This window comes from Streptomyces sp. NPDC046557 (genome assembly GCF_040645975.1).
Classification (GTDB): domain Bacteria; phylum Actinomycetota; class Actinomycetes; order Streptomycetales; family Streptomycetaceae; genus Streptomyces.
On the sequence record NZ_JBEYZH010000001.1, the window covers coordinates 1,113,573 to 1,140,042 of the forward strand.

A 26,470-nucleotide genomic window follows, 5' to 3' on the forward strand; every position below is an offset into this window, starting at 1 on the left:
GACCGGACCGGGCCGGGCCGGGCCGGGCCGGGCCGGGCCGGGCCGGGCCGGGCCGGGCCGGCGCGGCTAGCGCTGGTCGGGCTTCCGGTGTCCGCGGCCTTCGAGGGCGGCCCTGGTGGCCTCGGGAAGGGGCTGGGAGGCCCGCTCAAGGGGCGGCAGCTCGGGAAGGGCGTCCCAGGGCACGGCCCGTGTGCGCAGGTCGCCCCGTACCTTCTGGGCGACTTTCCGGGTGTCGCGGCGGTTCATCACGGCGCCCACGGCCGCGCCGACCATGAAGGGCATCAGGTTCGGCAGGTTGCGGACCATCCGCTTCGTGATCTGCTGGCGCAGTTCGCGCTTCATCTGGCCGCCCAGCGCCGCGTTCAGCGTGGTCGGCTTGGTCAGGTCGACGCCGCGCTCCTCCGTCCAGGACGTGAGGTAGGCGTGGCTGCGTTCCTTGAGGTTGCCGGGGGGCCGCAGTCCGTAGACCTCGTGGAGTTCGGCGATCAGTTTCAGCTCGATCGCGGCGACCCCGGTGATCTCCGCGGCCAGCTCGGCCGGCATCGCGGGCGGCACGGGCAGCATCGCCGCCGCGCCGACACCGGCTCCCACGACGGACGTGGCGTGGGCGGCGCCGGCGATCAGCTTGTCGGCGAGCTGCTCGGGGTCGAGGCCCGGGAACTGCGCGCGCAGGGTCGCGAGGTCCCGAACCGGAACGCGCGGTGCGTTCTCGATGATGCGGTCGGCGATGTACAGGGCGACGGCCTTCACGCCTTCGCCGCCCTTGCGCACGCCGTTCCTGACGGCTCGCATCCGACGGGTCCCGGACGTACGGGGCCCGTCGCCGGCCGCTGGGGCCCACGGCACCGCTGGGGCGGTGTCGGAGGACAGGGCGGGTTCGCCGGAGGTTTCGGGGCCCGTTGCCGGGCCCGTCTCCACCTGCTTCTCCGCCGGATCACCAGACTTCCGGAAGCGGCGCTTCCGGAAGGGCGACGACCCTGTCACGGTCGAGCCTCTCAGTCGCAGTCGCGACAGATCGGCTGGCCGTTCTTCTCCCGGGCCAGCTGGCTGCGGTGGTGCACCAGGAAGCAGCTCATGCAGGTGAACTCGTCGGCCTGCTTGGGCAGGACCCGGACGGCCAGCTCCTCGTTGGAGAGGTCCGCACCGGGAAGCTCCATGCCTTCCGCCGCGTCGAAGTCGTCCACGTCCACATTCGAGTGGGACTTCTCGTTGCGCCGAGCCTTCAGCTCTTCAATGCTGTCGTTGTCTACGTCGTCGTCGGTCTTGCGCGGAGTGTCGTAGTCCGTTGCCATGGTTCGCTCTCCCCCTCTGGGATTTAGCGGTGTCTCAGCGCACGTAACGCGCGAGAGGCCGGACTTGTGCCCGACCTGAGGCGGAGATTTTGCCTCACATCAAGGTCTGTTACTCAATCGACACCCAGCCGGGCCCCCGAAGGGGCTTGCGCCTGGGATGACGACCGGGACCGTACACGGTCCGGAGGTCGCCTTGCACGAACGCCACCCCGTGTATTTCCCGCCATTCGGGGGGCCGGAAACCCGGACTTCCCGGGCGTTCCGGCCTTCCTGGGGTCACCGAACGCGCACAGCCGGACACTCGCTCATGTGATCGATCACACAGCGGTTTCCCGGGTGCTGCCTCGTGGATTCAGCCAAAAGCGAACACGGGCGGGTCCTGCTCAGACGGGCAAAGTGACACGCATCACGAGGCCACCGCCCTCCCGGGGGGTCGCCTGCATGCGGCCGCCGTGTGCGCGCGCCACGGAGCGCGCGATGGACAGGCCGAGCCCCACGCCCTTGTCGCTGCCCGTTCGCTCCGTACGCAGCCGCCTGAACGGCTCGAAGAGGTTGTCCACCTCGTACGCGGGAACCACGGGACCCGTGTTCGATACCAGGAGGACCGCCTGGCCGTGCCCCACCTCGGTCGCGACTTCCACCCAGCCTCCCTCCGGCACGTTGTAGCGGACGGCGTTCTGCACCAGGTTCAGGGCGATCCGCTCCAGCAGCACGCCGTTGCCCTGGACGACGGCGGGCAACCGCTCGCCGCGGATCTCCACGCCCTTCGCCGCGGCCTCCGTCCGGGCCTGGTCGATGGCGCGCGAGGCGACCTCGGCCAGGTCCACGGGCTTGCGCTCGACGATCTGGTTCTCGCTGCGGGCCAGCAGCAGCAGCCCCTCGACCAGTTGCTCGCTGCGCTCGTTGGTGGCCAGGAGCGTCTTCCCGAGCTGCTGGAGCTCCACCGGGGCCCCCGGATCGGAGAGGTGCACCTCCAGCAGCGTCCGGTTGATCGCGAGCGGTGTGCGCAGCTCGTGCGAGGCGTTCGCGACGAACCTCTGCTGGGCGGTGAAGGCCCGTTCCAGCCGGTCGAGCATCTCGTCGAAAGTGTCGGCGAGCTCCTTGAGCTCGTCGTCCGGCCCGTCCAGCTCGATCCGCCGGGTGAGGTCGGTACCGACGACCCGGCGGGCGGTACGGGTGATCTTGCCCAGCGGCGAGAGCACCCGGCCGGCCATCGCGTAGCCGAAGGCGAAGGCGATGATGCTCAAGCCCAGCAGAGCCATCAGCGACCGGCTCAGCAGGTCGTCGAGGGCGTGCCGGCGCTGGTCGAAGATGCACTGGCTGATCGCCGAATAGAACTGGTCGAACGACATGTCGGCGCCCACGCCGGAGCAGGTCGTGCTGGTGACCTCGATCTTCGTACCGCCGACGATCTTGAAGGGCAGGGCGTTGCCCTCCCGCAGCGCCTGCGCCGCCAGGAGGTAGATGATCGACAGCAGCAAGATGCCCGCGATGAGGAACATCCCGCCGTACAGCAGGGTGAGGCGTATGCGGATGGTGGGCCGCAGCCACGGGAAGGGACCCTCGGGCTGGCCGGGGTCCCAGGTCGGTTTCGGAGGTGCCGCTGGTGGCGCCGGAGTCGCTGCCATGGCCTCAGATCCGGTATCCGGAGCCCGGCACGGTCACGATGACGGGCGGCTCACCGAGCTTGCGGCGCAAGGTCATGACCGTCACGCGCACCACGTTCGTGAACGGGTCGGTGTTCTCGTCCCACGCCTTCTCCAGCAGTTGCTCGGCGGAGACGACGGTCCCCTCGCTGCGCATGAGGACCTCCAGCACCGCGAACTCCTTCGGCGCCAGCTGCACCTCCCTGCCCTCACGGAACACCTCGCGCCGGTTCGGGTCCAGCTTGATCCCGGCGCGCTCCAGTACGGGCGGCAGCGCGACCGTCGTACGCCGGCCCAGGGCGCGCACGCGGGCGGTCAGCTCGGTGAAGGCGAAGGGCTTGGGCAGGTAGTCGTCCGCACCGAGCTCCAGCCCCTCGACCCGGTCGCTGACGTCCCCGGAGGCGGTCAGCATCAGTACGCGGGTCGGCATGCCGAGCTCCACGATCTTCCGGCAGACGTCGTCCCCGTGGACGAGCGGGAGGTCCCGGTCGAGAACGACCACGTCGTAGTCGTTCACTCCGACGCGCTCCAGGGCCGCGGCGCCGTCGTACACGACGTCCACGGCCATGGCCTCCCGCCGCAGGCCGGTGGCCACCGCATCGGCGAGCAGTTGCTCGTCCTCGACGACGAGTACGCGCACGTCGTTTCCTTCCTTCGAGCCCAGAAGGGCACACGTGTATTGCGTCGCCCATCCTGCCCGTTTCGGCGGTAAACCGGCTGTAAGGCGCCCTGAGGGGCCCGCTGCGGGGGCGCCGGCGGAAGAGAACCGAGGATTCGATGGGCGTGCGAGGTTTCTGCGCCCAGGGTGCCGGGGAGGACGATGGAACACCCCATCCACTCCTGACGGCGGACTGCCACGGGCCGAACCGCCGCGACCCACGAAGAGGGGGCGCACCCACCATGGACGCATTCACCGCGGGTCTCCTGCAGCGCATCAGGGCCACACAGTCGGACCTCAGCAAGGCCCGTGAGACGGGCGACGACTACCTCGCGGATGTGGAACAGGCGGAGCTGGAGGACCTCCAGCGCCTCGCGGCCGAACACGGCGTGCCCGTCACCGCTGCCTGACCGAAGGCTGCCGGAACGAACGCCGCCGGAACGAACGCCGCCTGACCGCACGCAGTCCGACCGCACGCAGTCCGACCGCACGCAGTCCGACCGACACCTCTCGACCGCCGTGCTTCTCGGACCCCGGTCGCCCGCAGGGCGGCCGGGGTCCACTCACGTGCGGCGGTGGTCACCGGTGTACGGGGGCGCCGGGGTCAGTCGTGCCAGGCCCCGGCTTCCTCCAGCAGCGGCTGGAGGGAGGCGAACACGGCCGGGGTGGCGGCCAGCGCCAGCTCCCCCGAGGCCGGTTCGCCCGGCCGGCCGCCCGTCATCGCGCCGGCCTCCCGGGCGATGAGCGCGCCCGCGGCGAGGTCCCAGGGGTTCAGCCCCCGCTCGTAGTAGCCGTCCAACCGTCCGGCGGCGACGTCGGAGAGGTCCAGGGCCGCCGATCCGGCGCGGCGGATGTCGCGCACCCTGGGCAGGATCCGCCGTACCACTTCCGCCTGCTGCTCCTTGCGTCCCTGGAGGTAGGCGAACCCGGTCGCCACCAGCGCCTGGTCCAGCGGCGCGGCGGCGCGGCACCGCAGCCGGAGGTCCCCCAGCCAGGCCCCCTCGCCGAGCACCGCGTGGTACGTCTCCCCGCGCATCGGCGCCGCCACCACGCCGACCACCGTCTCGCCGCGGTACTCGGCGGCGATGGAGACGCTCCAGCTGGGCAGCCCGTACAGGTAGTTCACGGTGCCGTCCAGCGGGTCCACGACCCAGCGCACGCCGCTCGTCCCGGGGCTGTCGGCGCCCTCCTCGCCCAGCAGCCCGTCCGTCGGCCGGCGCTCGGCGAGGATGTCCGTGATCAGCTTCTCCGCCGCGATGTCCATCTCGGTCACCACGTCGATCGGGCTGGATTTGGTGGCCGCCACCGCGAGGTCCGCCGGTCGCCCGTCCCGCAGCAGCCCGCCCGCCTTGGCGGCGGCGTCCAGCCCCACCGCCAGCAGCTCCGCCTTCAGTTCGGCGGACGCCCGTTCGTCGATGCTCATGCTCGTCCCACTCCCTACGCGTACGGACTGTCGACGCCCGCGGCCGCCGGCCGGGGTGCCCGCGCGGGGCAGCAGCCCACCGCGCAGAGGTCGTGGCTGGGGCCGAGCGCCCCGAGCGCGCACCGCTCCACCGCTTCGCCGCGCTCGGCGGCGGCGCGCTCCAGCACGAGGTCCCGTACCGCCGCCGCGAACCGCGGATCGGCGCCGACCGTCGCCGACCGGGCGACGGGCAGGCCCAGTTCGGCGGCCTTGGCGGTCGCCTCGGTGTCGAGGTCGTACAGGACTTCCATGTGGTCCGAGACGAAGCCGATCGGCACCATGACCACCGCCGGGGCGCCCGCCGCGTGCAGGGCCTCCAGGTGGTCGCAGATGTCGGGTTCCAACCAGGGGATGTGCGGGGCGCCGCTGCGCGACTGGTAGACCAGCTCCCAGGGAAGTTCGGTGCCCGTCTCGGCGCGCACCGCGTCCGCGATCAGCGCGGCGACGTCCAGGTGCTGGCGGACGTACGCGCCGCCGTCGCCGTGCTCCTCGACGGGGCCGGAGGTGTCGGCGGCCGCGGTCGGGATGGAGTGGGTGGTGAAGGCCAGGTGGGCGCCGGCGCGCACGTCCTGCGGCAGCGCGGCCAGCGAGGCGAGCACTCCGTCGACCATCGGCCGGACGAATCCCGGGTGGTTGAAGTAGTGGCGCAGCTTGTCGACCTCCGGCAGCTCGGCCACGCCCTCCTCGGCGAGCGTGGCGAGCGCGTCGGCGAGGTTCTCCCGGTACTGCCGGCAGCCCGAGTAGGAGGCGTACGCGCTGGTGGCGAGCACGGCGATACGGCGGCGCCCGTCGGCCGCCATCTCCCGCAGCACGTCGGTGAGGTACGGCGCCCAGTTCCGGTTGCCCCAGTACACCGGCAGGTCCAACCCGTGCTCGGCGAAGTCCTTGCGCAGGGCGTCCAGCAGCTCGCGGTTCTGGGCGTTGATGGGGCTGACCCCGCCGAAACCGAAGTAGTGCTGCCCGACTTCCTTCAGCCGTTCGCGCGGGATGCCGCGCCCGCGCGTGACGTTCTCCAGGAACGGCACGACGTCGTCGGGGCCCTCGGGACCGCCGAAGGAGAGCAGCAGCAGGGCGTCGTAGGGGCCGGCATCGGGTGCGCGGAGCTGGTCGGACATGCTCGAATCCTGCCACCAGGCGGCTCGCGGCGGGAAACGGACCCGTCGGCCGATCCCACGTTTCGGACGGGTAAGGTCACCCTTACTTCAGACCGTTATCTCGCCGTGCGGGTGCCTCGTCGGCGGCCGTAACCTGTAGAGGCCATCGACGTCCCTTACGGAGGGCCCGTGCCCAGTCCCTACCGCGCGATCTTCGCCGCCCCTGGCACCAAGGGGTTCAGCGCCGCCGGGCTCATCGGCCGCATGCCGCTCTCCATGGTGGGCGTCGGCATCCTGACCATGATCTCGGAGATCACCGGCCGCTACGGGCTGGCGAGCGCCCTCACCGGAACGCTCGCCCTCTCCGCCGCGGCCGTCGGTCCCCAGATCTCCAAACTGGTCGACCGCTACGGACAACGGCGCGTACTGCGCCCCGCCACCCTCTTCGCGGTCGCGGCGGTGGCCGGCCTGCTGGTCGCCGCGGCGAACGGCTGGCCGGACTGGACGCTCTTCGGCTTCTCCGTCCTCGCGGGATGCGTACCGAGCGTGGGCTCGATGGTCCGCGCCCGATGGACCGCGATCTACCGGGACACCCCGAGCCTGCACACCGCGTACTCCTTCGAATCCGTGGTCGACGAGATCTGCTTCATCTTCGGACCGATCGTCGCCATCTCCCTGTCCACGACCTGGTTCCCGGAGGCGGGGCCGCTGATCGCCGCCGTGTGCCTGCTCGTGGGCGTCTGGTGGCTGACGGCCCAGCGCGCCACGGAACCGCGGCCCCATCCGCACGAGGAGCACGGGGACCGGACCTCCGCCCTGCGCTCCCCCGGACTCCAGGTGCTCATGGGCACGTTCGTGGCGACGGGCGCGATCTTCGGCTCGATCGACGTCGCCACGCTGGCCTTCGCCGACGAGCGCGGTCACAAACCACTCGCGAGTGTGATCCTCGCCGTGTGGGCGCTCGGCTCCTGCTTCGCCGGCATCGTCTTCGGCCTGCTGCACCTCAAGGGAACGGCCGAACGTCGATGGGTGCTGGGCATCTGTGCGATGGCCGTGAGTATGATCCCCCTCCTACTGGCCGGGAACTTGCCGTTTCTGGCCGTGGCGCTCTTCGTCTCGGGCCTCGCCATCGCTCCCACGATGATCACCACGATGGCCCTGATCGAGGCGCACGTACCCCGCGCGAAGCTGACCGAGGGCATGACCTGGATCAGCACCGGCCTCGCGGTCGGTGTCGCGGTCGGCTCCTCCGTGGCCGGCCTGGTCATCGACGCGGCCGGCGCCAAGAGCGGGTACGTCGTCTCCATCTCGGCGGGGGCGGCCGCGGCGGCGGTGGCGTTCGCGGGATACCGCCGGCTGACGAGGCCGGCGCAAGGGGAGGAGCCGGCTACCGATGGGGACCGCGACAGCAGGACAGAACGGGCGGGGCGGGGCGGCGAGGACGCCGACCGCATGGCGTAACTGGGCGGGCAACGTCAGCGCGACGCCCGCCCGCGTGGTGGCCCCGACCTCGGTCGGGGACCTGCGGGAGGCGGTCCGCCGGGCCGCGGAGGAAGGCTTGCGGGTGAAGGCCGTCGGCACCGGCCACTCCTTCACCGCGGCCGCCGCCACCGACGGGGTGCTCATCCGCCCCCAGGCGCTGCGCGGCATCACGTCGATCGACCGGACCGCCGGCACCGTCACGGTGGCGGCGGGCACCGTGCTCAAGGACCTGAACGTGGCCTTGGCCCGGGAAGGCCTGTCGCTCACCAACATGGGCGACATCATGGAGCAGACGGTCGCGGGCGCCACCAGCACCGGCACCCACGGCACGGGCCGCGACTCGGCCTCCATCGCCGCGCAGATCCGCGCCCTGGAGCTGGTCACCGCGGACGGCAGACTGCTGACATGCTCGGAGAAGGAGAACCCGGAGGTCTTCGCGGCCGCCCGGCTCGGCATCGGGGCGCTCGGCATCGTCACCTCGGTGACCTTCGCCGTCGAACCTCTCTTCCTCCTGACCGCCCGTGAGGAGCCGATGGGCTTCGACCGGGTGACGGCCGAGTTCGACGAGCACGTCGCGGAGAACGAGCACTTCGAGTTCTACTGGTTCCCGCACACCGGCAACTGCAACACCAAGCGGAACAACCGCAGCCAGGGCCCGGCCGCCCCGCCCGGAGCGGTCAGCGCGTGGATCGAGGACGAGCTGCTGTCCAACGGCCTCTTCCAGGTGGTCAACTCGCTGGGCCGGGCCGTCCCGGCGACCGTTCCGGGCATCGCCCGCATCGCCAGCCGGGCGCTGTCCGCGCGGACCTACACCGACATCCCGTACAAGGTGTTCACCAGTCCGCGCCGGGTGCGTTTCGTGGAGATGGAGTACGCACTCCCGCGCGAGCACGTCGTCGAGGCCCTGCGGGAACTGAAGGCGATGGTCGACCGGTCGCCGCTGCGCGTCAGCTTCCCCGTGGAGGTGCGGACGGCGCCGGCGGATGACATCACCCTGTCGACGGCCTCCGGGCGCGAGACGGCGTACATCGCCGTGCACATGTACAAGGGCACCCCGTACCAGGCGTACTTCACGGCGGCCGAGCGGATCTTCACCGCGCACGAGGGCCGGCCGCATTGGGGCAAGGTGCACACCCGGGACGCCGAGTACCTCGACCGGGTCTACCCGCGCTTCGGCGAGTTCACCGCCCTACGGGACCGGCTGGACCCGGACCGACTGTTCGGCAACGACTACCTGCGGCGGGTGCTGGGCGCCTGACGGCGGCTCAGGAGGGGCTCGGCGTCGACGGGCCCGGGGTCGGGGGCGTCGGCGTGGGTGTCGGCGTCTCGGTCGGGGTGGGTTTCGGGGTCGGCGTCACGGGGCCGGGGGCCGGCGTCGGCGTCCGGTCCGGTGACCGCGAGGGGGTCGGGTCGGGCGTCGGGCTCCCGGCCCCCGCGGACCGCCCCGGGCCGGGAGTGGCCGCGCCGCCCTTGCCGCCCTCGCCCTTGCCGCCCTCACCGTTGCGCTCCTCACCCCTCGGCGGGTCCGGTCGGCGGTGGTCGGCGGCCTTCCGCGTACCGCCGGAGAGGAGGGTGCCGCCGCCGTCGCTGATCGAGGTGCCGGCCGCGGCCTCGTAGACGCCGAGGCCGCCGATGGCTATGGCGAAGGCGGCCGCCGATGCCACCGCCGTGCGCTTCCAGCCCCGTACGCGGGTGCCGTGGACGGTGGCCTCGCCGTACTCGCCCTCCACCGGCGGGCCCGGCAGGCCCGGTGCGCCCGAGGGGCCGGACCCGGCGCGGACGCCGACGCGGGGCAGGTCTCCGGTGCGCAGCCGGTCTCCGGTGCGACGGAACACGTGCTGGATGACGGGGCCGCCGGCGGTGGCCACCACGCTGACGACACCGGCGCCCAGGATGGTCCCGTACACCCCCAGCTTCGAGGCGAGCAGTGCCGCCGCGACGGTGGCGAGGGAGGAGCCGGCGATCTGAGCGACGCTTAGGTCGAGCTTCTTCTTCTCCGGTGCGGTGTCGTCCTGTGCCATTCCGTGCGCGCCCTGCCTCTCGCGTTCCTCCTCTTACGGGAGTTACAGACACCAGGACGAAACGGATAGTTCCACTTCTGGGGAATCTGTGAAGCAAGACACCAGAAAACGGACCGCTTCGCAGGTCGGCCCCGCCGGGACCCCGTTTCAGGGCAGGCCAACTCCCGCCGCCCGGGACAACTTCGGCGGCGCGGCGGTCCACCCGGGTGGCCCGAATGGAGTACTGTGGCGAGCCCTGGGGCCGTCCTTCCTTTCGGATGTCCGGACCCGGGAGAGGGGGCCGACGATGGAGATACGGCACTCAAGACCGGCGATGCCGCGGTGTTGCACGGGTTTCTGATGCGCACAGTAATCGTTCGGTCACTGTGCGTGCCCAACAGGTAACCGTGCCATAACGGCGATCAAGGGCGCATGCCCGACACGCCGGTTTAACTCGGCAAGGTTGTGGCAGGCTGCACCCGGGCAGGCCACACTCGACTAGCGGAAGCAGCGACGCACGTGACGTCGGCAGGCACCACCCGGGAGGTCCCCATGCCCGAACTGCGTGTCGTGGCCGTCTCCAATGACGGAACACGACTGGTGCTCAAAGCTGCCGACAGCACGGAGTACACGCTTCCGATCGACGAGCGTCTACGGGCTGCCGTGCGCAACGACCGCGCGCGCCTGAACCAGATCGAGATCGAGGTGGAGAGCCACCTCCGCCCCCGTGACATCCAGGCCCGCATACGAGCCGGTGCCTCCGCGGAGGAGGTCGCCCAACTCGCCGGCATCCCCGTCGACCGGGTACGCCGCTTCGAGGGACCCGTGCTCGCCGAGCGCGCGTTCATGGCCGAGCGGGCCCGCAAGACGCCGGTGCGCCGTCCCGGCGAGAACACCGGGCCGCAGCTCGGCGAGGCGGTGCAGGAGCGGCTGACGCTGCGCGGGGCCGACAAGGAGTCCGTGCAGTGGGACTCGTGGCGCCGGGACGACGGGACGTGGGAAGTCCTGTTGGTCTACCGGGTCGCGGGCGAACCGCACTCCGCCAGCTGGACGTACGACCCGCCGCGCCGGCTGGTCGTCGCCGTGGACGACGAGGCCCGTTCGCTGATCGGCGAGTCCGACGACCTGCCGGCGACGCCGGAGCCGAGCTTCCCCTTCGTACCCCGGATCGCGCGGCTGCCGCGTGACCGGCCGCTGGACCGTGCGCTCGACCGCCAGACGGAGCGGACCGCCGCGCCGGCGCCTGAGCCCGAGGAGGAACGGGACACGCTGACCAGCCTGCTGGAGGCCGTGCCGAGCTTCCGGGGCGACATGGTCGTACCGGAACGCCCCGACGCTCCGGCGGAGGAGGCGGAAGCGGAAGAACCACCGGCCGCTTCGGCCGGTGCCGGCACGGCGTACGCCGACGTCCTGATGCCGCGCACGGTGGCCGGCCACCGCGACCGCCTCACCGGCACCACCGACCGCCAGGCGGAAGCCGACGGCGTCCGCCCGGGCCGCCGCGCGGCGGTCCCGAGCTGGGACGAGATCGTCTTCGGCACCCGCCGCAAAAAGCAGGAGTGACCGGGGCCCCACGCCCAACCCCGCCGGCACTTGAGGCGCGCCTTTTCAGCCTCGCCGGCGTTTGAGGCGCGGGGCCTGGGCGGAGCGCCAGATCATCCGGCGCACCGGGGCCGCCCCGCGCGGCGGCGCCGCACGGCCCCCGTCAACCGGCGGAGCCCCCGGTCGCGACCTCCCGCCCCGGGTCCGAGGACCAATCCGACCAACTCCCCGCGTACAGCGCCGCCGGAATCCCCGCCACCGCCAATGCCAGGATCTCGTGCGCCCCGGACACCCCGGACCCGCAGTACACCCCCACCGCCGCCCCGCCCCCGGCGCCGTCGCCGTCGCCGACCCCCAACGCCGCGAACCGCGACCGCAGCATCGGCGGCGTGAGGAAACGCCCGTCCGGCCCCACGTTCTCCGTGGTCGGCGCCGACACCGCACCGGGCACGTGCCCACCGACCCGGTCGATCGGCTCGACCTCGCCCCGGTACCGCTCCCCCGCCCGCGCGTCCAGCAGGATCCCGGTCCGGGCCAGCGCGGCCGCCCCGTCCGCGTCCAGCACCTCCATCGCGCCCGGGTTTGGCTTGAAATCGCCCTCGCCGGGAGCGGGTTCCTCGGTCGTCAGTTCCCCACCGGCCGCCGTCCACGCGGGCAACCCCCCGTCCAGGACCCGTACCCGACCGTGCCCCGTCCACCGCAACAGCCACCACGCCCGGGCGGCGGCCCATCCCTGACCCCCGTCGTACACGACCACCGGCGCGTCCTGCGAGACCCCGGCCCGCCGCATCACCGCGCCGAACTCCTCGGGATCCGGCAGCGGATGGCGGCCGCCCAGCCCCGTCTCGCTGACCGGACCAGCCAGTTCGCGGTCGAGGTCGACGTACACCGCCCCCGGCAGGTGCCCCGCCTCGTACGCGGGCCGCTGGTCGGGGCCACCGAGCTGCCAGCGGATGTCCAGGAGCACCGGCGGCGTGGTTCCGGCCAGCTCGCTCATCAGTTCGGAAGTCGAGAGAATCGCAGTCATGGCCCCATCTTCCTCCCCGCGGCCCCGCCCGGGGTAGCGAGCCGGACACCAACGCGCCGTGACGGGCCGCTCCGATTCGGTCATCTCTCTCCCGCGCGTGCCCCGTCCGGCCCGGTCGAGCCGCGCCGGACCGTGCGGAGTGGAAGCATCAGAGCGCCACACCGGGACAGGGTTACGACGGAGGAGACGGCTGACATGAGCGAGGCAGCGGAAACAACCAGGCGCCCGCCCGGCGCGCCCTGCTGGGTGAGCCTGATGGTCCACGGTCTCGGCACCACCGAGGACTTCTACGCCGACCTCTTCGGCTGGGAGTACGCTCCGGGCCCCGTTCCCTTCGGCCCGTACGTCCGCGCCTTCCTCGACGGCCAAGAGGTGGCCGGCATCGGGGAGATGCCGCCGGACCGGCACCTGCCGGTCGCCTGGACGACGTACTTCGCGACGGACGACGCCGACTGCACCGCCGAATCGATCCGCGCGTGCGGCGGCACGGTCGCGGTCGGCCCGCTGGACGCGGGCAACGCCGGCCGGTTGGCCATCTGTTCCGACCCGCTGGGTGCGATCTTCGGGATCTGGCAGGCCGGCGCCCACCTCGGGGACAGACTGCACGGGCACCCGGGGACCCCGGTGTGGAACGAGCTGCTGACCCAGGACACCTCGACCGTCGGCAAGTTCTACGAGCACGTCTTCGGCCACGAGTCCCACGAACACCCCGACGCCTCGGCCGACTTCGACTACCTCGTCCTGCGCCTCCAGGGCCGCCCGGTCGCCGCCGTCCACGGCGTGGGCCGCGCCCTGCCGCACGACCGGGGCTCGCACTGGATGACGTACTTCGAGGTGGCCGACCCCGACGCGGCCGCCGCCCGGGTGGCCGAACTCGGCGGCCGGGTCATCCAGCCCCCGCGCGACCGGCTCAGCGGCCGGGTGGCGACGGTCGCGGACCCGGAGGGAGCGGTGTTCACCCTCGTACGGTCCTGGCCGCAGAGCGACTAGCGGCCGAGCGCGAGGCGCAGGGTGATCCCGTAGCGTGCCCGCAATCGGCGCAGCTCCCAGACCGATAGTGCCGTCACCGACACGGGTGGCCCGATCAGGAAGAGGAGCCGTACGGGCAACGGGGCGAGCACCGGCACGTCGTCGAACAACTGCAGCACGAACATCGCCCACACCAGCACCGGCGTGATCAACGGCGGCAGCACCTCGTGGACATCACCGGTCCGGAAGGCGTGGTGGACGCAGAGCACCGCCGAGGCCATGCCGAACGGCAGCAGGAACAGCGCGAGCAGCCCGGTTCCGAAGCCCAGCAGGCTCATCGAGCCGGCCGTCCCCTGTGTCACCGCGAACCACAGCAGCAGCGCCGTGCCGAACAGCGTGCCCAGCGCGGTCAACGGTCCGCGCAGCCGCTGCCGGTAGAACGCGGGTCCCGGCGGCCTGGCGCTCATCACGAAGACGGCGAGGGCGATGGGCCCGAGGACCAGCAACAGGCCGGCACTGATGACGACTTCGCCGACCTTGTCGCTGACGATCGAACCGGCCGACTCGCGCAGTGGATAGGCGAAGAGCAACCAGCACGTCGCCACGATCCCGATGGCGGTGCGGGCGATCTGGGCCCGCTCGATCGACTCGTCGACGATCCGGTCCGGCCGCCCGGGCCGGTAGATCCGCCCCGCCAGCACGAACGGCAGCAGCAGGAAGGTGACGCACCCGTGCCTGTCACTGTCGCGCTGGCCCGCCCCCGGCCTGCCCGTGTAGGTACTCAACCGCTCCGCCCCCAAGACGATGATGATCACCGCATGATAGGACCAGGTCGTTCAAGAGGCCGCGTTCGGCCGGGGTGAACTGGGGGCGCTCGAGCTGGGGTCGCCGCGGGCCGAGGAGAGCGGTCAGCAGCACACCGGGTCGGACGAGGGAGGCCGGCGAGGCTTGCAGAGCCAGCACGTCGGTCAGGGCCGTGGCGGCGTGGAAGGAGCCCGTCGCGGTACGGGACAGGCGGCTGACATAGCGCTGGAGGAGTCGATCGGTGAGGTTCGGCTTCTTCCCCTCGGTGCCGGCGAAGTGGATGTCCTGACCGGCGGCAAGGGTCCAGGCGACGTCGATGGGGCGGGCGATGGCCTGCTGCGCGCGGCGGGCCAGGCCGGGCATCGGGCGGGACGAGAACCGGTCGCGCAGGGCGAGGGCTCCCAGTGCGGCCACCGACATGCCCTGCGCGTACAGGGGGTTGAAGGTTGCCACGGAGTCCCCCACCGCCACCAGGCCGTCGGGCCACGACCGGAGCCGTTCGTAGTAGCGGCGCCGGTTCGCCGTACTGTGCGTGACGCTGACGTCGGAGAGTGGCTCCGCGTGCTGTAGCAGATCGGCCATGACGGGGTGACGCAGCGTACGGGCAAAAGGTTCGAAGTCCTCCGCCGCGCGGGTGGGGTGTCCGCCCGGGGCGCCCATCAGGCTGACGTGCCAGCGGTCGCCCTCGATCGGCAGGATGCCTCCCGCGTTGGCGGCTCGCGGGAGCCGCGGGTCGGCCTGCACGCCCACCACCGGCCAGCCTCGGGTGGGTACCGGGGCACGGTAGAGGCGGCTGGCGTAGACCAGGCCGGAGTGGATGTGGTCCTGAGCGGGCTCGGTGATTCCGAGCTGTCCCAGCCACTGGGGCAGGCGGGAGGCGCGGCCGGAGGCGTCGATGACCAGGTCTGCCCGCAGCTCCGCTTCCGCGCCGTCGGCCCCCCGGAGCCGCACGCCCGTGACGACCCGGCCGTCGCCGAGAAGACCGACGACGCTGGTCCGCGTCCGCACACGCACCCGAGGTTCCTCGAGGACCTGTTCCCGGACGACGAAGTCGGTGAGATCCCGGCTCGCGGTGATCACGTAGTGGGTGGCCCGCTGCCAGCGGCGGTACCAACCCTCGGGAGAGTAGATGACCATGTCGGTGGTCACGGGGATGCGGTGGGCGCCCATGGCGACCAGTCGGTCGATGCTTCCCGGCAGCAGGGAGTTGATCGCCTCCGCTCCGCCGGTCTGCAGCCAGTGGATGTGGGCGGCCTGGGGAACACCGGTACGCGGTTCGGGCCCTGCGGGCAGCTCGTGGGCCTCGATGATCTCGACGGAGTCGACGTGGTCCTTGACGGCGGCCGCCGCGAGCATGCCGGCGATGCTGCCCCCGACGATGACGACACGCCGACGTCCCCGGCTGGGGGTATTGCTCATGACGGGCTACTTCCTAGGGGCGCGCCGTAGCGCTCACGGACATGTTGGACCACCGGCGAGGCGAGCGCCGGCGACAATCGCCGTCGTCGGCCCGGCAGACGAGCTCCGCCAATGCGGGCACGAGAGCCGGCGTGTGGCTCTCTCCGGCACGGGAGGCCGCATGGCCGTGGTCGAGGCTGCGCCGGCAGTGGCCTTGGAACATGTGCCATGCCTCATGGCCGATGATCACAAGCTGGTGTTCGAGGTCGGTGTTCTCCTCATAGACGATCAGGTCGTGACCGGTGCGGTCGACCCACAGCCCACTGGCGGTCACGGGCGGGAACGCCGCCTCGCGCAGCCGGACCGGCCGACCTCGGATCTGGCCGAGGACCCGACCGATCGAGGGAATGACGGGATCGCCGTCGGCGGGCGACGACAGCTTCTCGACGATCTGGGCACTGAGTCGCCGCATCGCCCGTGGTCTCGTCCTCACTCGTCTCCTTGGTGCCCGTCGAGCTCCACTAAGGCGTTCAAGGCCGCGCCGGCAGATCGCAGCCCTTCCCGCTCCGACCGAGGGGTGCTCCGAGGCGCACTGGAACCAGAGCTGGTGTGCTCATGGCAGCTTAGCCGGCGCCCACCCCACCTCAACGATCGTTTACGGCCAACCAGGGCACAGAAAAGCCTATTTGACGATAAATCAGGCGCGCTGGGCCATCGGGGAGAGGTGGGCTGGTCGTCCCGGGTGAAGACGACACCCACGAGCCCGCGCGCCCGTTCATACCTCTGAGTGAGGTCGGTGGGGTTCGAGGGCGGCGGAAGCGGAGATCGGCCTAGGGTGGCTCCTGGAGCGGCGGGCAGCCGCTCTGATCGGCGCCTCGACTCATGTACGGGAGCTTGTGTGTCGCAGCAGCACACGACGTCACTCCGGCTCCGTCTCCGGTACCGCTTCGACCATCTGGTCTCGGGCGGAACGACCGCGCTCATCGGTTGGCTCGCCCTGGCCTGCCTCGCGGTCGTCGTTCCGGCGAGCATGGTCCTCGTCTGGTCCGACCGGGCCGCTCCGGCCACGCTCTCCGGCCGGCTCACCGCCGTGTGGGTCAGCGTCGGTCAGACGCTGAAGTTGGGGGGTGCGGTCGGCTCCCCGGTCTACGTACTGGCCTCCGTATCACTCGCGCTCGTGGCGCTGCTCTTCGTGTCGACCCTGGTCAGTCTGATCACCACCGGTATCAACCGACGCATCATGTCGCTGCGCCGCGGCCACTCCACCGTGCTGGAGACGCGGCACACCGTCGTTCTGGGATGGTCGGACCAGGTCTTTCCCGTGATCGGGGAGCTGGTGGCCGCCAACGCGAACCAGCGCCGCTCCGCCATCGCCGTGCTCGCCCCGCAGGACAAGGTGTGGATGGAGGACGAGATCTCCGCCCGGGTCAGCGACAGCGGCAGAACGCGGATCATCTGCCGCAACGGGAGCACCACCGACCCCACCGAGCTGTGCCGGGTGAATCCGCGCACCGCGAAGGCGGTCCTGGTGCTGCCTCCCACCGGGGACACCGGCGACGCCCACGTGGTGAAGACGCTGCTCGCCCTCGACGCGGCCGTCCCCGGGTCCGGAGAAGGGGAAGCGGTGGTGGTGGTCGCCGCCGTCCGTGACTCCCGCAACCACCTGACCGCCAGGCTGGCCGCCGGGCCCGCGGGGCACGTCCTGTGCGTCGACGACATCGTCGCCCGGCTCCTCGTCCAGACGGCCCGGCAGCCCGGCCTCTCGCTCGTCTACTCGGAGTTGCTGGACTTCGCGGGCGACGAGTTCTACCCGGCCGCCGCCGAGGGCCTCGTGGGGCGGACGTTCGGCGAGGCGCTGCTGTCGTTCGCCACGTCCTGCGCGGTGGGCCTGCTGCACTCCGACGGGAGCGTCACCCTCAATCCGGATCCGGAGGCGGCGATCGGTCCGGCCGACCGGATCATCGTCATCTCCGAGGATGACCACACGGTCGTGCGGGAGGATGTGGCCTCCCTTGTCGAGGAGGACGGGATCGTCGCGGCCCGCCCCCGGATCGCCCGGGCCGAACGTCTCCTCCTGCTCGGTTGGAACCGGCGCGCCCCGCTCGTCATCGAGCAGCTCGACCAGTACGTGGGCCCGGGAACCACCCTGGACGTCGTGGCACTCGGCGAGTACGCGGCCGCGCGCGACGCCCGCGCCGTCACGGCGGCGCGGTCCCGCCTCGAAGTGTCCTTCCGCGACGGGGACATCACCGACCCGCTCACCCTGGCCAAGCTGGACGTGCCGTCGTACGACAGCGTGATCGTGATCGGTGAGACGGAGCCCGGGGCCTCGGACGGGCCGGGTGTCGCCCTTGCCCCGGTGACGGATCCGCAGGCGCGGGCGGACGACAGGACGCTGGTCACCCTGTTGCATCTGCGGGCCATCGGGGACACCGCGCGGCGGGAACTCGCACTCACCACCGAGATGTCCGACGACGGCAACCGGCTCCTGGCGCCGGCCCGGGGCGGCGCCGACTTCATCGTGAGCGGCAGGCTGATCAGCCTTCTGATGACCCAGATCTCGGAGAGCCCGTATCTCGCCCAGGTCTTCGAGGAGTTGTTCAAGGCGGAGGGCCACGAGTTCCACCTCAAGCCGGCCGCGGACTACGTCCGGGCCGGTCGTGAGGTCTCGTTCGCCACCGCCGTCGAGTCGGCGCGGCGGCGCCGGGAATGCGCGGTCGGCTACCGGCTGCGCGCGCGGAGCGCCACCGGCCCCGACTACGGGGTTCGGATCAACCCCGACAAGCGGCAGCGGGTCCGGTTCTCCGAGGAGGACTGGCTGATCGTGCTCGCCGAGAGCTGACCGCGCCGCCGGGGCGTCCGCTACGCCGTGTGCACTTCCAGGGCGGTCCGTACCGCGGATTCCAGGGCTCCCTCGATCCACGCGGGCTTGATGGAGGTGTGGCACCCGGCGAAGTGCAGGTTGCCCTCGGCCTTGCGGACGTGGGCGAAGAGCTCGGTGTGCTGGCCGGGCAGCAGTACGGACGCCTCACCGTACGCGTACGGGTCGCGCATCCAGGACTGGGTGCGGCCGACGCCGGTGTAGAACACCTCGACACGCTGCCCGAACACCTCCTGGACCCCGGCCAGGGCGCGCGGGTAGCGCTCCTCGTCGTCCAGGGAGTCCCACTTCAGGGCGTCGTCCGACCAGCTGTAGGAGGCGAGGATGACGCCGCCGGCGCTGCCTTCGACGGGGTAGGAGGGCTGGAACATGAAGCGGTTGGGATTGTCGGTGGCCGAGCCGCCGCCGATGACGCCGGCCGCCTCGGGCTGGTCGCGGGTGACCACGCGGCTGGCGGCGTAGTGGGCGCGCTGGGCCGCGGAGATGTGGCCCTCGGGTACGGAGGGGTGGGCGCCCAGCAGGGTTCCGGTCGACGGGGTCTGCCCGGTCTGGTACTTCCGGTACAGGCCGGGCTGCACGGCCTCCAGCTCGCGCTTCCAGTCGGCCTCGTCGAACTCCCACCAGCGGCGGCTGAATTCGAGCAGCACCTTGGTGGCCGCGTCGTAGTGCAGCTCGGTGACCGCGCGCCGCTTGCCGTACGAGAGCGCCGGGGTGACGGGGATGTGGCGCAGCCCGGAGAAGGGGACGGTGATGATGGCGGTGTCGGCGGTGAAGGTCTCGCGCCGCACGGGGCCGTCGCCGCGGCCCTCGGAGACGGTTTCGACGGAGACCTTGCCCTCGCCGTGGGTGATACGGGTCGCGCGGCGGTCGAGCCGTACGAGGTCCTTGACGCGCGCGTACAGCGCGTCGGCCAGGGTGGCGGTGCCGCCGGGCAGTTCGTAGAAGGCGGTGTCGGGGCTGATCAGCGAGGCGCCGATGAAGCTGTGCACGAAGGCGAGGTGCAGGCGGGACGTGAGGTTCTCGACGGTTCCGATCAGGTCGATGGTCCGCTCGTCGAGCTTGGCCTCCTCCGTCAGGAACCGATACATCGACATGTGGCCGTAGCGCTGGATGACGCGCGCCCAGCCCTCGACGAGTTCCTTGTCCTTCTTGCCCTCGATCTCCTTGCGTACGGGGGCGAAGGCGTCGCGGACGATCTGCGAGGCGGGGACGGACTCGTACGCCCGAGGCACTCCGAAGGAACGATTGAGCGTCTGCGGGGAGCGGGCGTAGTCCGCGCGGCGGACGCGGATGCCGTTGACGTAGATCCACGTCCGGTAGGCGGGGCGGCCGGCCCCGTCCACGTCGACCAGGTGGAAGCGCCGTCGCTTGAGGCCGAGGCTGTCCATCAGTCCGGTGACCAGCGGGTGGCTGTCGGGGATGCGCATCGCGCCGGCCTCGGCGTACTGCTTCGGGTCGGCGAAGGGCGGGGCGGCGTTCTCGTGGCCGCCGGTGCGGAAGGTCTTGATCCGGCCGCCCACCCGGTTGGCGTTGGCCTCGATGACGGTGACCTGGTGGCCGGCCTCGCGCAGGAGGTGGGCAGCGGTGAGGCCGGCCGGCCCGGCCCCGACGATCAGTACCTTCTTGCCGGGGCGGCGCGAGCGGGGCAGGCCGTTCTTCAGGAGGATGTCGGCGTAGCGCGGTACGAGCGGCTGGTCCTCGTCGTCCCGTACGAGGACGGCCCGGGCGATCGTCAGGCAGGCGTCCCAGTCGGCGACGGCGGCGCCGGGGACGGCCTGCGAGGTCTCGGCGGAGCTGACGGCGATCGTCAGTCCGGCGGCTCCGGCGACGGCGGCCGCTCCGGCCATGACGGTACGGCGGGAGGGCCGGCGGGAGGGCGCCGGTGCGGGCTCGCCGGGGGTTCCGGGAGCGTCGGGGGTTCCGGAATCGGCATCGGGGTCCATGATCATGGCCCAACTCTTGCCGCCCGCCCGGCCCAGAACGGCCAGATGACGCCCGCACGGCGAAGTACCACCCGGACGTGCGTCGCCCGCCGCCCCGTGCTGACGAACAGGGTTTCGCACGGGCGCCTTCGGTGTCCCGTGGTGTCGCCGTCGGGTGTCGCTACGACCGTCAGGCGTGGTTGACGGGGAGGACGTCCGGGGAGAGGGCGCCGGCGTGGGCCGCGGCCGAGGTCATGCGGCGGCGGTGGTGGCGACGGCAGAGCACCTCGTAGCCGATCTCCTCCGCCGGGCGGTTCACGTCGCCGACCACCACCTGGGCACCTTCGACGACCATTTCGCCGGCCACCGTACGGGCGTTGTGCGTGGCGCGGGCACCGCACCAGCACAGCGCCTCCACCTGGAGCTGCTCTATCCGGTCCGCCAGCTCGATCAGGCGCTGTGAGCCGGGGAACAGCTTGGTGCGGAAGTCGGTCGTGATGCCGAAGGCGAAGACGTCCATGTCGAGGTCGTCGACGATCCGGGCCAGCTGGTCGATCTGGTCGGGCGCGAGGAACTGCGCCTCGTCCACGATCACGTAGTCCGCCTTGCCACCCTTGGACAGCTGGGCCACGAGGTACGCGTACAGGTCCATGCCCTCGGTCGCCTCGACCGCCTCCGTCACCAGACCGAGGCGCGAGGACAGCTTGCCCTCGCCCGCGCGGTCGTCCCGCGTGAAGATGACGCCCACGAGCCCGCGCGCCGAGCGGTTGTGGGTGATTTGCAGAGCCAGCGTGCTCTTTCCGCAGTCCATCGTTCCGGAGAAGAACACCAGCTCGGGCATGGAAGTACGGGACCTTTCAGGTCGTGGTCCGGAGAAGGGACGGGGGGACTGGGCGGGGGCTGCGCGGGGGCTCGGCGGGCGGTCAGGTGCGGACTTCGAGGAGGGGGACCAGCTGCTCCGCCGCCGTCATCGAGCCGTGCATGCCGGCGAGCGCGGACTCGTTCGGCTCGTTGCGGCCGGCGGTGATCGCGACATCGGCCTGGGCGGCGGCGATCACGTCACCGATCCGGCCGAGGACCCGCTCGTCGCACTCCCCCGGCGGGCCGAACCAGCCCAGTTCCAGCGCCTCTTCGCGGCCGGCGACCCAGAAACGGTCACCGAGCACCTCGCGCCACACCGTCAGCACGTCGGCTTCCGCGCCCGGCACCGCGTACACGTGCCGCGCCCGTCCCTCGCCGCCGAGCAGGGCCACGCCGGCGCCCAGCTCCCAGTCGTCGTCGAAGTCGATCCGGGAGTCCTCGTCGAAGGGGATGTCGACCATGCCGTGGTCGGAGGTCACGTACAGCGCGGTGCGCGGCGGCAGTTGCTCGGCGAGCCGCTGCACCAGCCGGTCGACGTACATCAGTTGGCCGCGCCAGGCGTCGGAGTCCACACCGTGCCGATGTCCGGCGCCGTCGAGTTCGCTGTAGTACGTGTAGACGAGCGAGCGCTCACCGGCCGCGAGCTGGATCGCCGCGAGGTCCATCCGCTCCTCGCCGGTCATCCGTCCGTGGAAGGTGCCTCCGCTGAGGGCGATCTTCGTCAGGGGGGTGGACTGGAACGCGGGCGCGGACACCTGCGCGGTGTGTACCCCGGCCTCGTCGGCGAGCTGGAAGACGGTCGGGTACGGCTGCCAGGTCTTGGGCTTGGTCCACGGCTGCCAGCGGAGCTGGTTCATCAGCTCGCCGGACGCGGGGTTCCGCACGGCGTAGCCCGGCAGGCCGTGCCGGGAGGGCGGCAGACCGGTGCCGACGGAGGCCAGCGAGGTGGCGGTGGTCGCCGGGAACCCGGCGGTGATCGGGAGGCCCGTGCCGCCGCGCGAACCGGCGAGGAGGGAGGCCAGGTACGGGGCCTCCCGCGGATGGGCCTTGATCTGCTCCCAGCCCATGCCGTCGACCAGGAACACGCAGTTCCGGTCGGCCGGGGTCAGCTCGGCGATCCCGGCGGTGAGACCGGGGACGCCCTGGCCGGCCGCGAGGGTGGGCAGCAGGTCCGCGAGGGAGCCGGTCCCGTACTGCGGTACCGGGGCGCCGGCCACGTCCAGCAGCTCCGGCTCGTCCCAGTTCGGCGGTGCGGAGGAGGACATCAGCGGGCGGCGGCGGCGGTGGCCGCGGTCGCCTCGGACAGCGCCTGGGCGAAGACCAGGGTCTGGCGGACGGTCTCCGGGCCGTCGCCCGCCTCGCTGACGCGCAGGCTGAGGTCGTCGGCGGTGGAGTTGCCGGTGTAGCCGTGGTCGGAATCGCAGTTCGGGTCGCCGCAGGCGGCGGGCTCCAGGTCGATGCGCGAGACGGCTCCCCAGCCGATGGTCAACACGACCTCACGGGGCAGGGTGCCCGGGGTGTAGGACTCCGGGTTCGCGACGACGCGGCTGAGCACCACCGAGGAGATGCTGCTGAGCTTGACCGATTCGGTGGAGGTGGTCGCGTACGGGGACGGGGACCCGGCGTCGGCGGCCTGCTCGTCGGTGTGGCTCACGATGAAGCGGTTGTGGGTGAGCACGAGGACGGTGACGTGCCGGCGCACCTCGTTGGAGTCGAAGGTCGTCTCCTGGTGCACCAGGTACGACGAGATCGGCTCGCCGCCCACCGCGGCCTCCACGGCCTCGGCCACGAGGGCCGGGTAGTAGCCGCTGCGCTCGATCGCCGCGCGCAGCCCCTGGGTCGTCGTACCGGATTTCGCCATGAGGTCCATCCTAAGGCCCGTCCGAGGGACCTGGACCGCGCCGGCGGTCGCCAGTGGCCGCTAGTAGCTGGGCAGCGTGCGCGGTCCGAGGTCGGTGCGGGCGGGGGGACGGGCCACGCGGATGGTGGCGCTCAGCACCGAGAGCCCCTCGGTGGCGACCACGACGGGCTCCAGGGACACACCGATCACCTCCGGGTGGTCGTCGACCAGTCGGGAGACGCGCAGCAGCAGCTCTTCGAGGGCCGGGGTGTCGACGGGGTCGCTGCCGCGCCAGCCGAAGAGGAGGGGCGCGGCGCGGATGGAGCGGATCAGGCCCGCGACGTCACGGTCGGTGGCGGGGACGAGACGGTGGGCGGTGTCGCCGAGCAGTTCGGAGGGGACTCCGGCGAGCCCGAAGGAGAGGACGGCCCCGGCGGCGGGGTCGATCACGGAGCGCACGACGGTGTCGACGCCGCGGGGCACCATCGCCTGGACGACCGGGAGCAGTTCCTGGGGCTTGCCGAGCAGTTCCGTGAGTTCCTGGTAGACGCGTCGCAGTTCGGCCTCGGTGGTGAGGTCGAGGCGTACGCCGCCGAGGTCCGCGCGGTGGCGCAGGTGCGGGGCGGTGGTCTTCAGGGCGACGGGGTAGCCGAGGATGCCGGCCGCCCGGGCGGCGGCGTCGGCGCTGGGCGCGGGCAGGGTGGTGGGGACGCGGACGCCGTAGCGGGCGAGGAGGGCGCGGGCGTCGGCTTCGGTGAGGGTGAGGACCGTGTCGTGAGCGGCGCCCGCGAGGAGCTCGGCGAGCTGGGCCGCGGCTCCGGCCTCGTCGATGTCCTCGAACTCCGGGACCTGGCCGGAGACCGCGTTGGCCTGGCGCCACTGGGCGTAGCGCACCGCCTCCGCGATGGCCTTGACGGCCCGCTCGGCGGCGGGGTAGGCGGGGATCCGTCCGTGGCCCGCGGCGGCTCCGCGGGCCGGGGCTTCCTCCCCCACCTCACCCTTCGCCGCGACCGGGGCCTGCGGCGCCTGTGCCGCAGGGGCCGGTGCCGCAGGGGCCGGTGCCGCCGGGGCCTGCGGCGAAGCGCCCGGTCCTTGGGGCGACGGGGCCGGTGCATCGGGTCGGGGGGCCGCCGAGAGGGCGTCGGCCAGCGCGCCCAGTTCCACGTGGACCACCGCCACCGGCTTGCCGGGCCGCTCGGCCACCGCCTCGCGCAGCGCACCCGCCAGGTCGTCGGCCAGTTCCCGCTCCCGCACCCACGGGATCGCCGTCACCACCACCGCGTCGTTGTCCGGCGAGGCCAACGCTTCGGCCAGGGCCACCCGGAAGTCCTCCGGGGAGGCGGCCGTCGTCAGGTCCAGCGGCGCCAGCGGTCGCAGCCCCTCCGTCAGGCAGGCGTCGTACGTGAGCACCCCCAGCGACTCGGAGTTGCCGAGGATCGCGACCCTCGGCCCGGCCGGCAGCGGTTGCCCGGCCAGCAGCAGGCCGACGTCGACCAGCTCCGTGACGGTGTCGACCCGGATGACGCCCGCCTGTCCGAGCAGTGCCGAGACCGTGGCGTCGGGCAGCCGGGTCCCGGGGACGACGTGCCCGGCCGGCGTGTGCCGCCCGCCGCGCGCCACGACCACCGGCTTGACGGCGGCCGTCCGACGGGCGAGGCGGGTGAACTTGCGCGGGTTGCCCAGGGTTTCGAGGTACATCAGCGCCACGTCGGTGGCTTCGTCCTCGTACCAGTACTGGAGGATGTCGTTGCCCGAGACGTCCGCGCGGTTGCCCGCCGAGACGAACGAGGACAGCCCCGCGCCCCGCCGCAGCAGCCCGGACAGGAGGGCGATGCCGATCGCGCCGGACTGGGTGAACAGGCCGATCGGCCCCCGCTCGGTGGCCGGGGACGGGGCCAGCGAGGCGTTGAGTTCGACGTCGGGGGCGGTGTTGATCACGCCGAAGGCGTTCGGCCCGATCAACCGCATCCCGTAGGACCGCACCTGCCGCAGCAGGTCGCGCTGGCGCTCCTGTCCGACCGGGCCGCTCTCCGCGTATCCGGCGGACAGCACCACCAGCCCCTGCACGCCGTGCTCCCCGCACTCCGCCACCGCGTCCGGCACCCGCCGCGCCGGGACGGCGATCAGCGCGAGGTCGACCGGGGCTCCGACGTCGGCGAGCGAGCGGTAGGCGCGTACGCCGTCCAGCAGGTCGGCGTCGGTCGCCTCGTTGACCGCGTAGAGGTGACCGTGGAAGCCCGTGTCGCGCAGGTTGCGCAGCGCCGCCGCCCCGACGCCCGCGCCGGAGCGGCTGACGCCGATCACCGCCACCGAGCCGGGCGCCAGCAGGCGCTGGACGGAGCGCGCTTCGGCGCGCTGTTCGCGGGCGCGCTGCACGGCGAGCGACTCGGCGGTGGGTTCCAGGTCGAGGGTGAGGTGGACGGAGCCGTCCTCGAAGCTGCGCTTCTGTTGGTAGCCGGCGTCTGTGAAGACCTTGATCATCTTGGTGTTGGCGGGCAGCACTTCGGCGGCGAACCGGCGGATGCCGCGCTCGCGGGCCACCGCGCCGATGTGTTCGAGGAGCGCGGAGGCGACGCCGCGCCCCTGGTGGGCGTCCTGGACCAGGAAGGCCACCTCGGCCTCGTCGGCGGGAGTGGACGCGGGCCGCCCGTCGGGGCCGATCCGGTCGTAGCGGACGGTGGCGATGAACTCTCCGCCGATGGTCGCGGCGAGGCCGACCCGGTCCACGTAGTCGTGGTGCGTGAAGCGGCGTACGTCGCGGTCGGAGAGTCGGGGGTACGGAGCGAAGAAGCGGTAGTACTTCGACTCGTCGGAGACCTGTTCGTAGAAGCTGACCAGCCGGCCGGCGTCATCGGTGGTGATGGGCCGGATCCGGGCGGTGCCGCCGTCGCGCAGGACGACGTCCGCCTCCCAGTGGGCCGGGTACGAGAGGTCCGACTCGATGGTCATGGGCACACCCTAAGGGGCACATCACCCGGGTGGCGCGTGCGCGGCGCATCAGGCACATCAGGGCCGATGAGTGCAAGCTGGGGAAGGCCGAACGGCCGTGGGCCGAGGTCGAAGGTCGGTCCTGGCATTCCGGGCGTCGTGAGAGACTGGTCTAGACAACCCGCAAGAACCTGAAGGGCATCACCATGGCAGAGCGCCGCGTCAACGTCGGCTGGGCCGAGGGCCTGCACGCTCGTCCCGCCTCGATCTTCGTCCGGGCGACGACCGCTTCCGGAGTCCCGGTGACCATCGCGAAGGCCGGCGGCGACCCCGTCAACGCCGCTTCCATGCTGGCGGTCCTGGGCCTGGGTGCCCAGGGCGGCGAGGAGATCGTCCTCGCCTCCGAGGCCGAGGGCGCCGAGGCCGCGCTGGACCGCCTCGCGAAGCTCGTCGCCGAGGGCCTCGACGAGCTCCCGGAGACGGTCTGACCCCTGCGACCCTTCGGTCGTCCGTACGCGGCGAAGCCGCGGCCCCCGTGAACCGGGCGCCGCGGCTTCGTCGCATTTCCACCCCGTATTCAGCCCACTCTCAGCCCGCATTCAGCCCGCATTCAGCCCGCGAGAAATGGTCCATCCCCCGCGAATCGGCCACCGCCGCATTCACG

General features: G+C 72.1%; 23 protein-coding genes. 7 read left to right on the top strand and 16 right to left on the bottom strand.

Annotated elements, in window-relative coordinates; all coding sequences use genetic code 11:
• Positions 1–66: 66 nt before the first annotated feature.
• From ABZ934_RS05055 to ABZ934_RS05070, 4 genes are all read right to left on the bottom strand, one after another.
• Positions 67–984: a hypothetical protein gene (locus ABZ934_RS05055; RefSeq protein WP_361308560.1), complete on the bottom strand. Its 918-nt coding sequence runs from the start codon at positions 982–984 to the stop codon at positions 67–69.
• 11 nt (positions 985–995) lie between these two features.
• On the bottom strand, positions 996–1,292 hold the full coding sequence (locus tag ABZ934_RS05060; protein WP_136212598.1) for a DUF4193 domain-containing protein: 297 nt from the start codon (positions 1,290–1,292) through the stop codon (positions 996–998).
• A gap of 383 nt (positions 1,293–1,675) precedes the next feature.
• Positions 1,676–2,920, bottom strand: a complete 1,245-nt coding sequence (locus tag ABZ934_RS05065) for a HAMP domain-containing sensor histidine kinase (RefSeq protein WP_361308562.1) — start codon at positions 2,918–2,920, stop codon at positions 1,676–1,678.
• Positions 2,921–2,924: 4 nt separating this feature from the next.
• Entirely contained in the window at positions 2,925–3,578 is a 654-nt protein-coding gene (locus tag ABZ934_RS05070; RefSeq protein WP_030036265.1) for a response regulator transcription factor, read from the bottom strand.
• 260 nt (positions 3,579–3,838) lie between these two features.
• Between ABZ934_RS05070 and ABZ934_RS05075 the strand changes: the two genes are divergently transcribed.
• Positions 3,839–4,006 carry a hypothetical protein gene (locus tag ABZ934_RS05075; RefSeq protein WP_190186174.1) on the top strand — a complete coding sequence of 56 codons (168 nt, stop codon included), beginning with the start codon at positions 3,839–3,841 and terminating at the stop codon, positions 4,004–4,006.
• A gap of 194 nt (positions 4,007–4,200) precedes the next feature.
• Here the strand turns inward: ABZ934_RS05075 and ABZ934_RS05080 are convergent, their stop codons facing one another.
• Together ABZ934_RS05080 and ABZ934_RS05085 are read right to left on the bottom strand one after the other, a co-directional pair.
• The gene (locus tag ABZ934_RS05080) at positions 4,201–5,019 is read right to left on the bottom strand and encodes an inositol monophosphatase family protein (protein ID WP_361308563.1); all 819 of its coding nucleotides are present in this window, start codon (positions 5,017–5,019) and stop codon (positions 4,201–4,203) included.
• 14 nt (positions 5,020–5,033) lie between these two features.
• Complete coding sequence (locus tag ABZ934_RS05085) at positions 5,034–6,173, bottom strand: ferrochelatase (protein ID WP_361308565.1); 1,140 nt, start codon at positions 6,171–6,173, stop codon at positions 5,034–5,036.
• Between the two features lie 168 nt (positions 6,174–6,341).
• Between ABZ934_RS05085 and ABZ934_RS05090 the strand changes: the two genes are divergently transcribed.
• A complete protein-coding gene (locus tag ABZ934_RS05090; protein WP_361308567.1) occupies positions 6,342–7,613 on the top strand; it encodes an MFS transporter in 1,272 nt (423 codons plus the stop codon).
• On the top strand, positions 7,546–8,892 hold the full coding sequence (locus ABZ934_RS05095; RefSeq protein WP_361308568.1) for a D-arabinono-1,4-lactone oxidase: 1,347 nt from the start codon (positions 7,546–7,548) through the stop codon (positions 8,890–8,892). Before ABZ934_RS05090 ends, ABZ934_RS05095 begins: the two co-directional genes overlap by 68 nt.
• 7 nt (positions 8,893–8,899) lie before the next feature.
• Here ABZ934_RS05095 and ABZ934_RS05100 read toward each other — a convergent pair whose 3' ends face one another.
• Positions 8,900–9,655: a hypothetical protein gene (locus ABZ934_RS05100; protein ID WP_361308570.1), complete on the bottom strand. Its 756-nt coding sequence runs from the start codon at positions 9,653–9,655 to the stop codon at positions 8,900–8,902.
• A gap of 531 nt (positions 9,656–10,186) precedes the next feature.
• Between ABZ934_RS05100 and sepH the strand changes: the two genes are divergently transcribed.
• Positions 10,187–11,197 (top strand): septation protein SepH, encoded by a 1,011-nt coding sequence (gene sepH / locus ABZ934_RS05105; protein ID WP_361308571.1) that lies wholly within the window; start codon positions 10,187–10,189, stop codon positions 11,195–11,197.
• A 142-nt stretch (positions 11,198–11,339) separates the two neighbouring features.
• Here the strand turns inward: sepH and ABZ934_RS05110 are convergent, their stop codons facing one another.
• Positions 11,340–12,203 carry a sulfurtransferase gene (locus ABZ934_RS05110; protein ID WP_361308573.1) on the bottom strand — a complete coding sequence of 288 codons (864 nt, stop codon included), beginning with the start codon at positions 12,201–12,203 and terminating at the stop codon, positions 11,340–11,342.
• A gap of 195 nt (positions 12,204–12,398) precedes the next feature.
• Between ABZ934_RS05110 and ABZ934_RS05115 the strand changes: the two genes are divergently transcribed.
• A complete protein-coding gene (locus tag ABZ934_RS05115) occupies positions 12,399–13,193 on the top strand; it encodes a VOC family protein (RefSeq protein WP_361308575.1) in 795 nt (264 codons plus the stop codon).
• On the opposite strand, the gene ABZ934_RS05120 is transcribed toward ABZ934_RS05115, so the two are convergent.
• From ABZ934_RS05120 to ABZ934_RS05130, 3 genes are read right to left on the bottom strand one after another with little or no spacing between them, the layout of a single operon-like run.
• Entirely contained in the window at positions 13,190–13,957 is a 768-nt protein-coding gene (locus ABZ934_RS05120; protein ID WP_361308577.1) for a hypothetical protein, read from the bottom strand. The two genes, ABZ934_RS05115 and ABZ934_RS05120, sit on opposite strands and share 4 nt — an antisense overlap.
• Positions 13,911–15,395, bottom strand: coding sequence for an FAD-dependent monooxygenase (locus ABZ934_RS05125; protein ID WP_361308579.1), 1,485 nt, complete (start codon positions 15,393–15,395; stop codon positions 13,911–13,913). Before ABZ934_RS05125 ends, ABZ934_RS05120 begins: the two co-directional genes overlap by 47 nt.
• A gap of 13 nt (positions 15,396–15,408) precedes the next feature.
• Positions 15,409–15,846 carry a hypothetical protein gene (locus tag ABZ934_RS05130; protein ID WP_361308581.1) on the bottom strand — a complete coding sequence of 146 codons (438 nt, stop codon included), beginning with the start codon at positions 15,844–15,846 and terminating at the stop codon, positions 15,409–15,411.
• Between the two features lie 426 nt (positions 15,847–16,272).
• Here ABZ934_RS05130 and ABZ934_RS05135 point away from each other — a divergent pair, with 426 nt between their 5' ends.
• Complete coding sequence (locus ABZ934_RS05135) at positions 16,273–18,216, top strand: NAD-binding lipoprotein (protein ID WP_361308583.1); 1,944 nt, start codon at positions 16,273–16,275, stop codon at positions 18,214–18,216.
• A gap of 20 nt (positions 18,217–18,236) precedes the next feature.
• On the opposite strand, the gene ABZ934_RS05140 is transcribed toward ABZ934_RS05135, so the two are convergent.
• The 5 genes from ABZ934_RS05140 to ABZ934_RS05160 form a co-directional block, all read right to left on the bottom strand.
• Positions 18,237–20,198: an FAD-dependent oxidoreductase gene (locus ABZ934_RS05140; RefSeq protein WP_361308743.1), complete on the bottom strand. Its 1,962-nt coding sequence runs from the start codon at positions 20,196–20,198 to the stop codon at positions 18,237–18,239.
• Between the two features lie 169 nt (positions 20,199–20,367).
• Positions 20,368–21,018 carry a thymidine kinase gene (locus tag ABZ934_RS05145; protein ID WP_361308585.1) on the bottom strand — a complete coding sequence of 217 codons (651 nt, stop codon included), beginning with the start codon at positions 21,016–21,018 and terminating at the stop codon, positions 20,368–20,370.
• An 82-nt stretch (positions 21,019–21,100) separates the two neighbouring features.
• Entirely contained in the window at positions 21,101–22,303 is a 1,203-nt protein-coding gene (locus tag ABZ934_RS05150) for a nucleotide pyrophosphatase/phosphodiesterase family protein (RefSeq protein ID WP_361308587.1), read from the bottom strand.
• Positions 22,303–22,899: a DUF5998 family protein gene (locus ABZ934_RS05155; protein ID WP_361308589.1), complete on the bottom strand. Its 597-nt coding sequence runs from the start codon at positions 22,897–22,899 to the stop codon at positions 22,303–22,305. The genes ABZ934_RS05150 and ABZ934_RS05155 overlap by 1 nt, the downstream gene beginning before the upstream one ends.
• Positions 22,900–22,959: 60 nt before the next feature.
• A complete protein-coding gene (locus tag ABZ934_RS05160) occupies positions 22,960–25,827 on the bottom strand; it encodes a GNAT family N-acetyltransferase (RefSeq protein ID WP_361308591.1) in 2,868 nt (955 codons plus the stop codon).
• Between the two features lie 185 nt (positions 25,828–26,012).
• Here ABZ934_RS05160 and ABZ934_RS05165 point away from each other — a divergent pair, with 185 nt between their 5' ends.
• Positions 26,013–26,294 (top strand): HPr family phosphocarrier protein, encoded by a 282-nt coding sequence (locus ABZ934_RS05165; RefSeq protein WP_073909810.1) that lies wholly within the window; start codon positions 26,013–26,015, stop codon positions 26,292–26,294.
• Positions 26,295–26,470 lie beyond the last annotated feature (176 nt).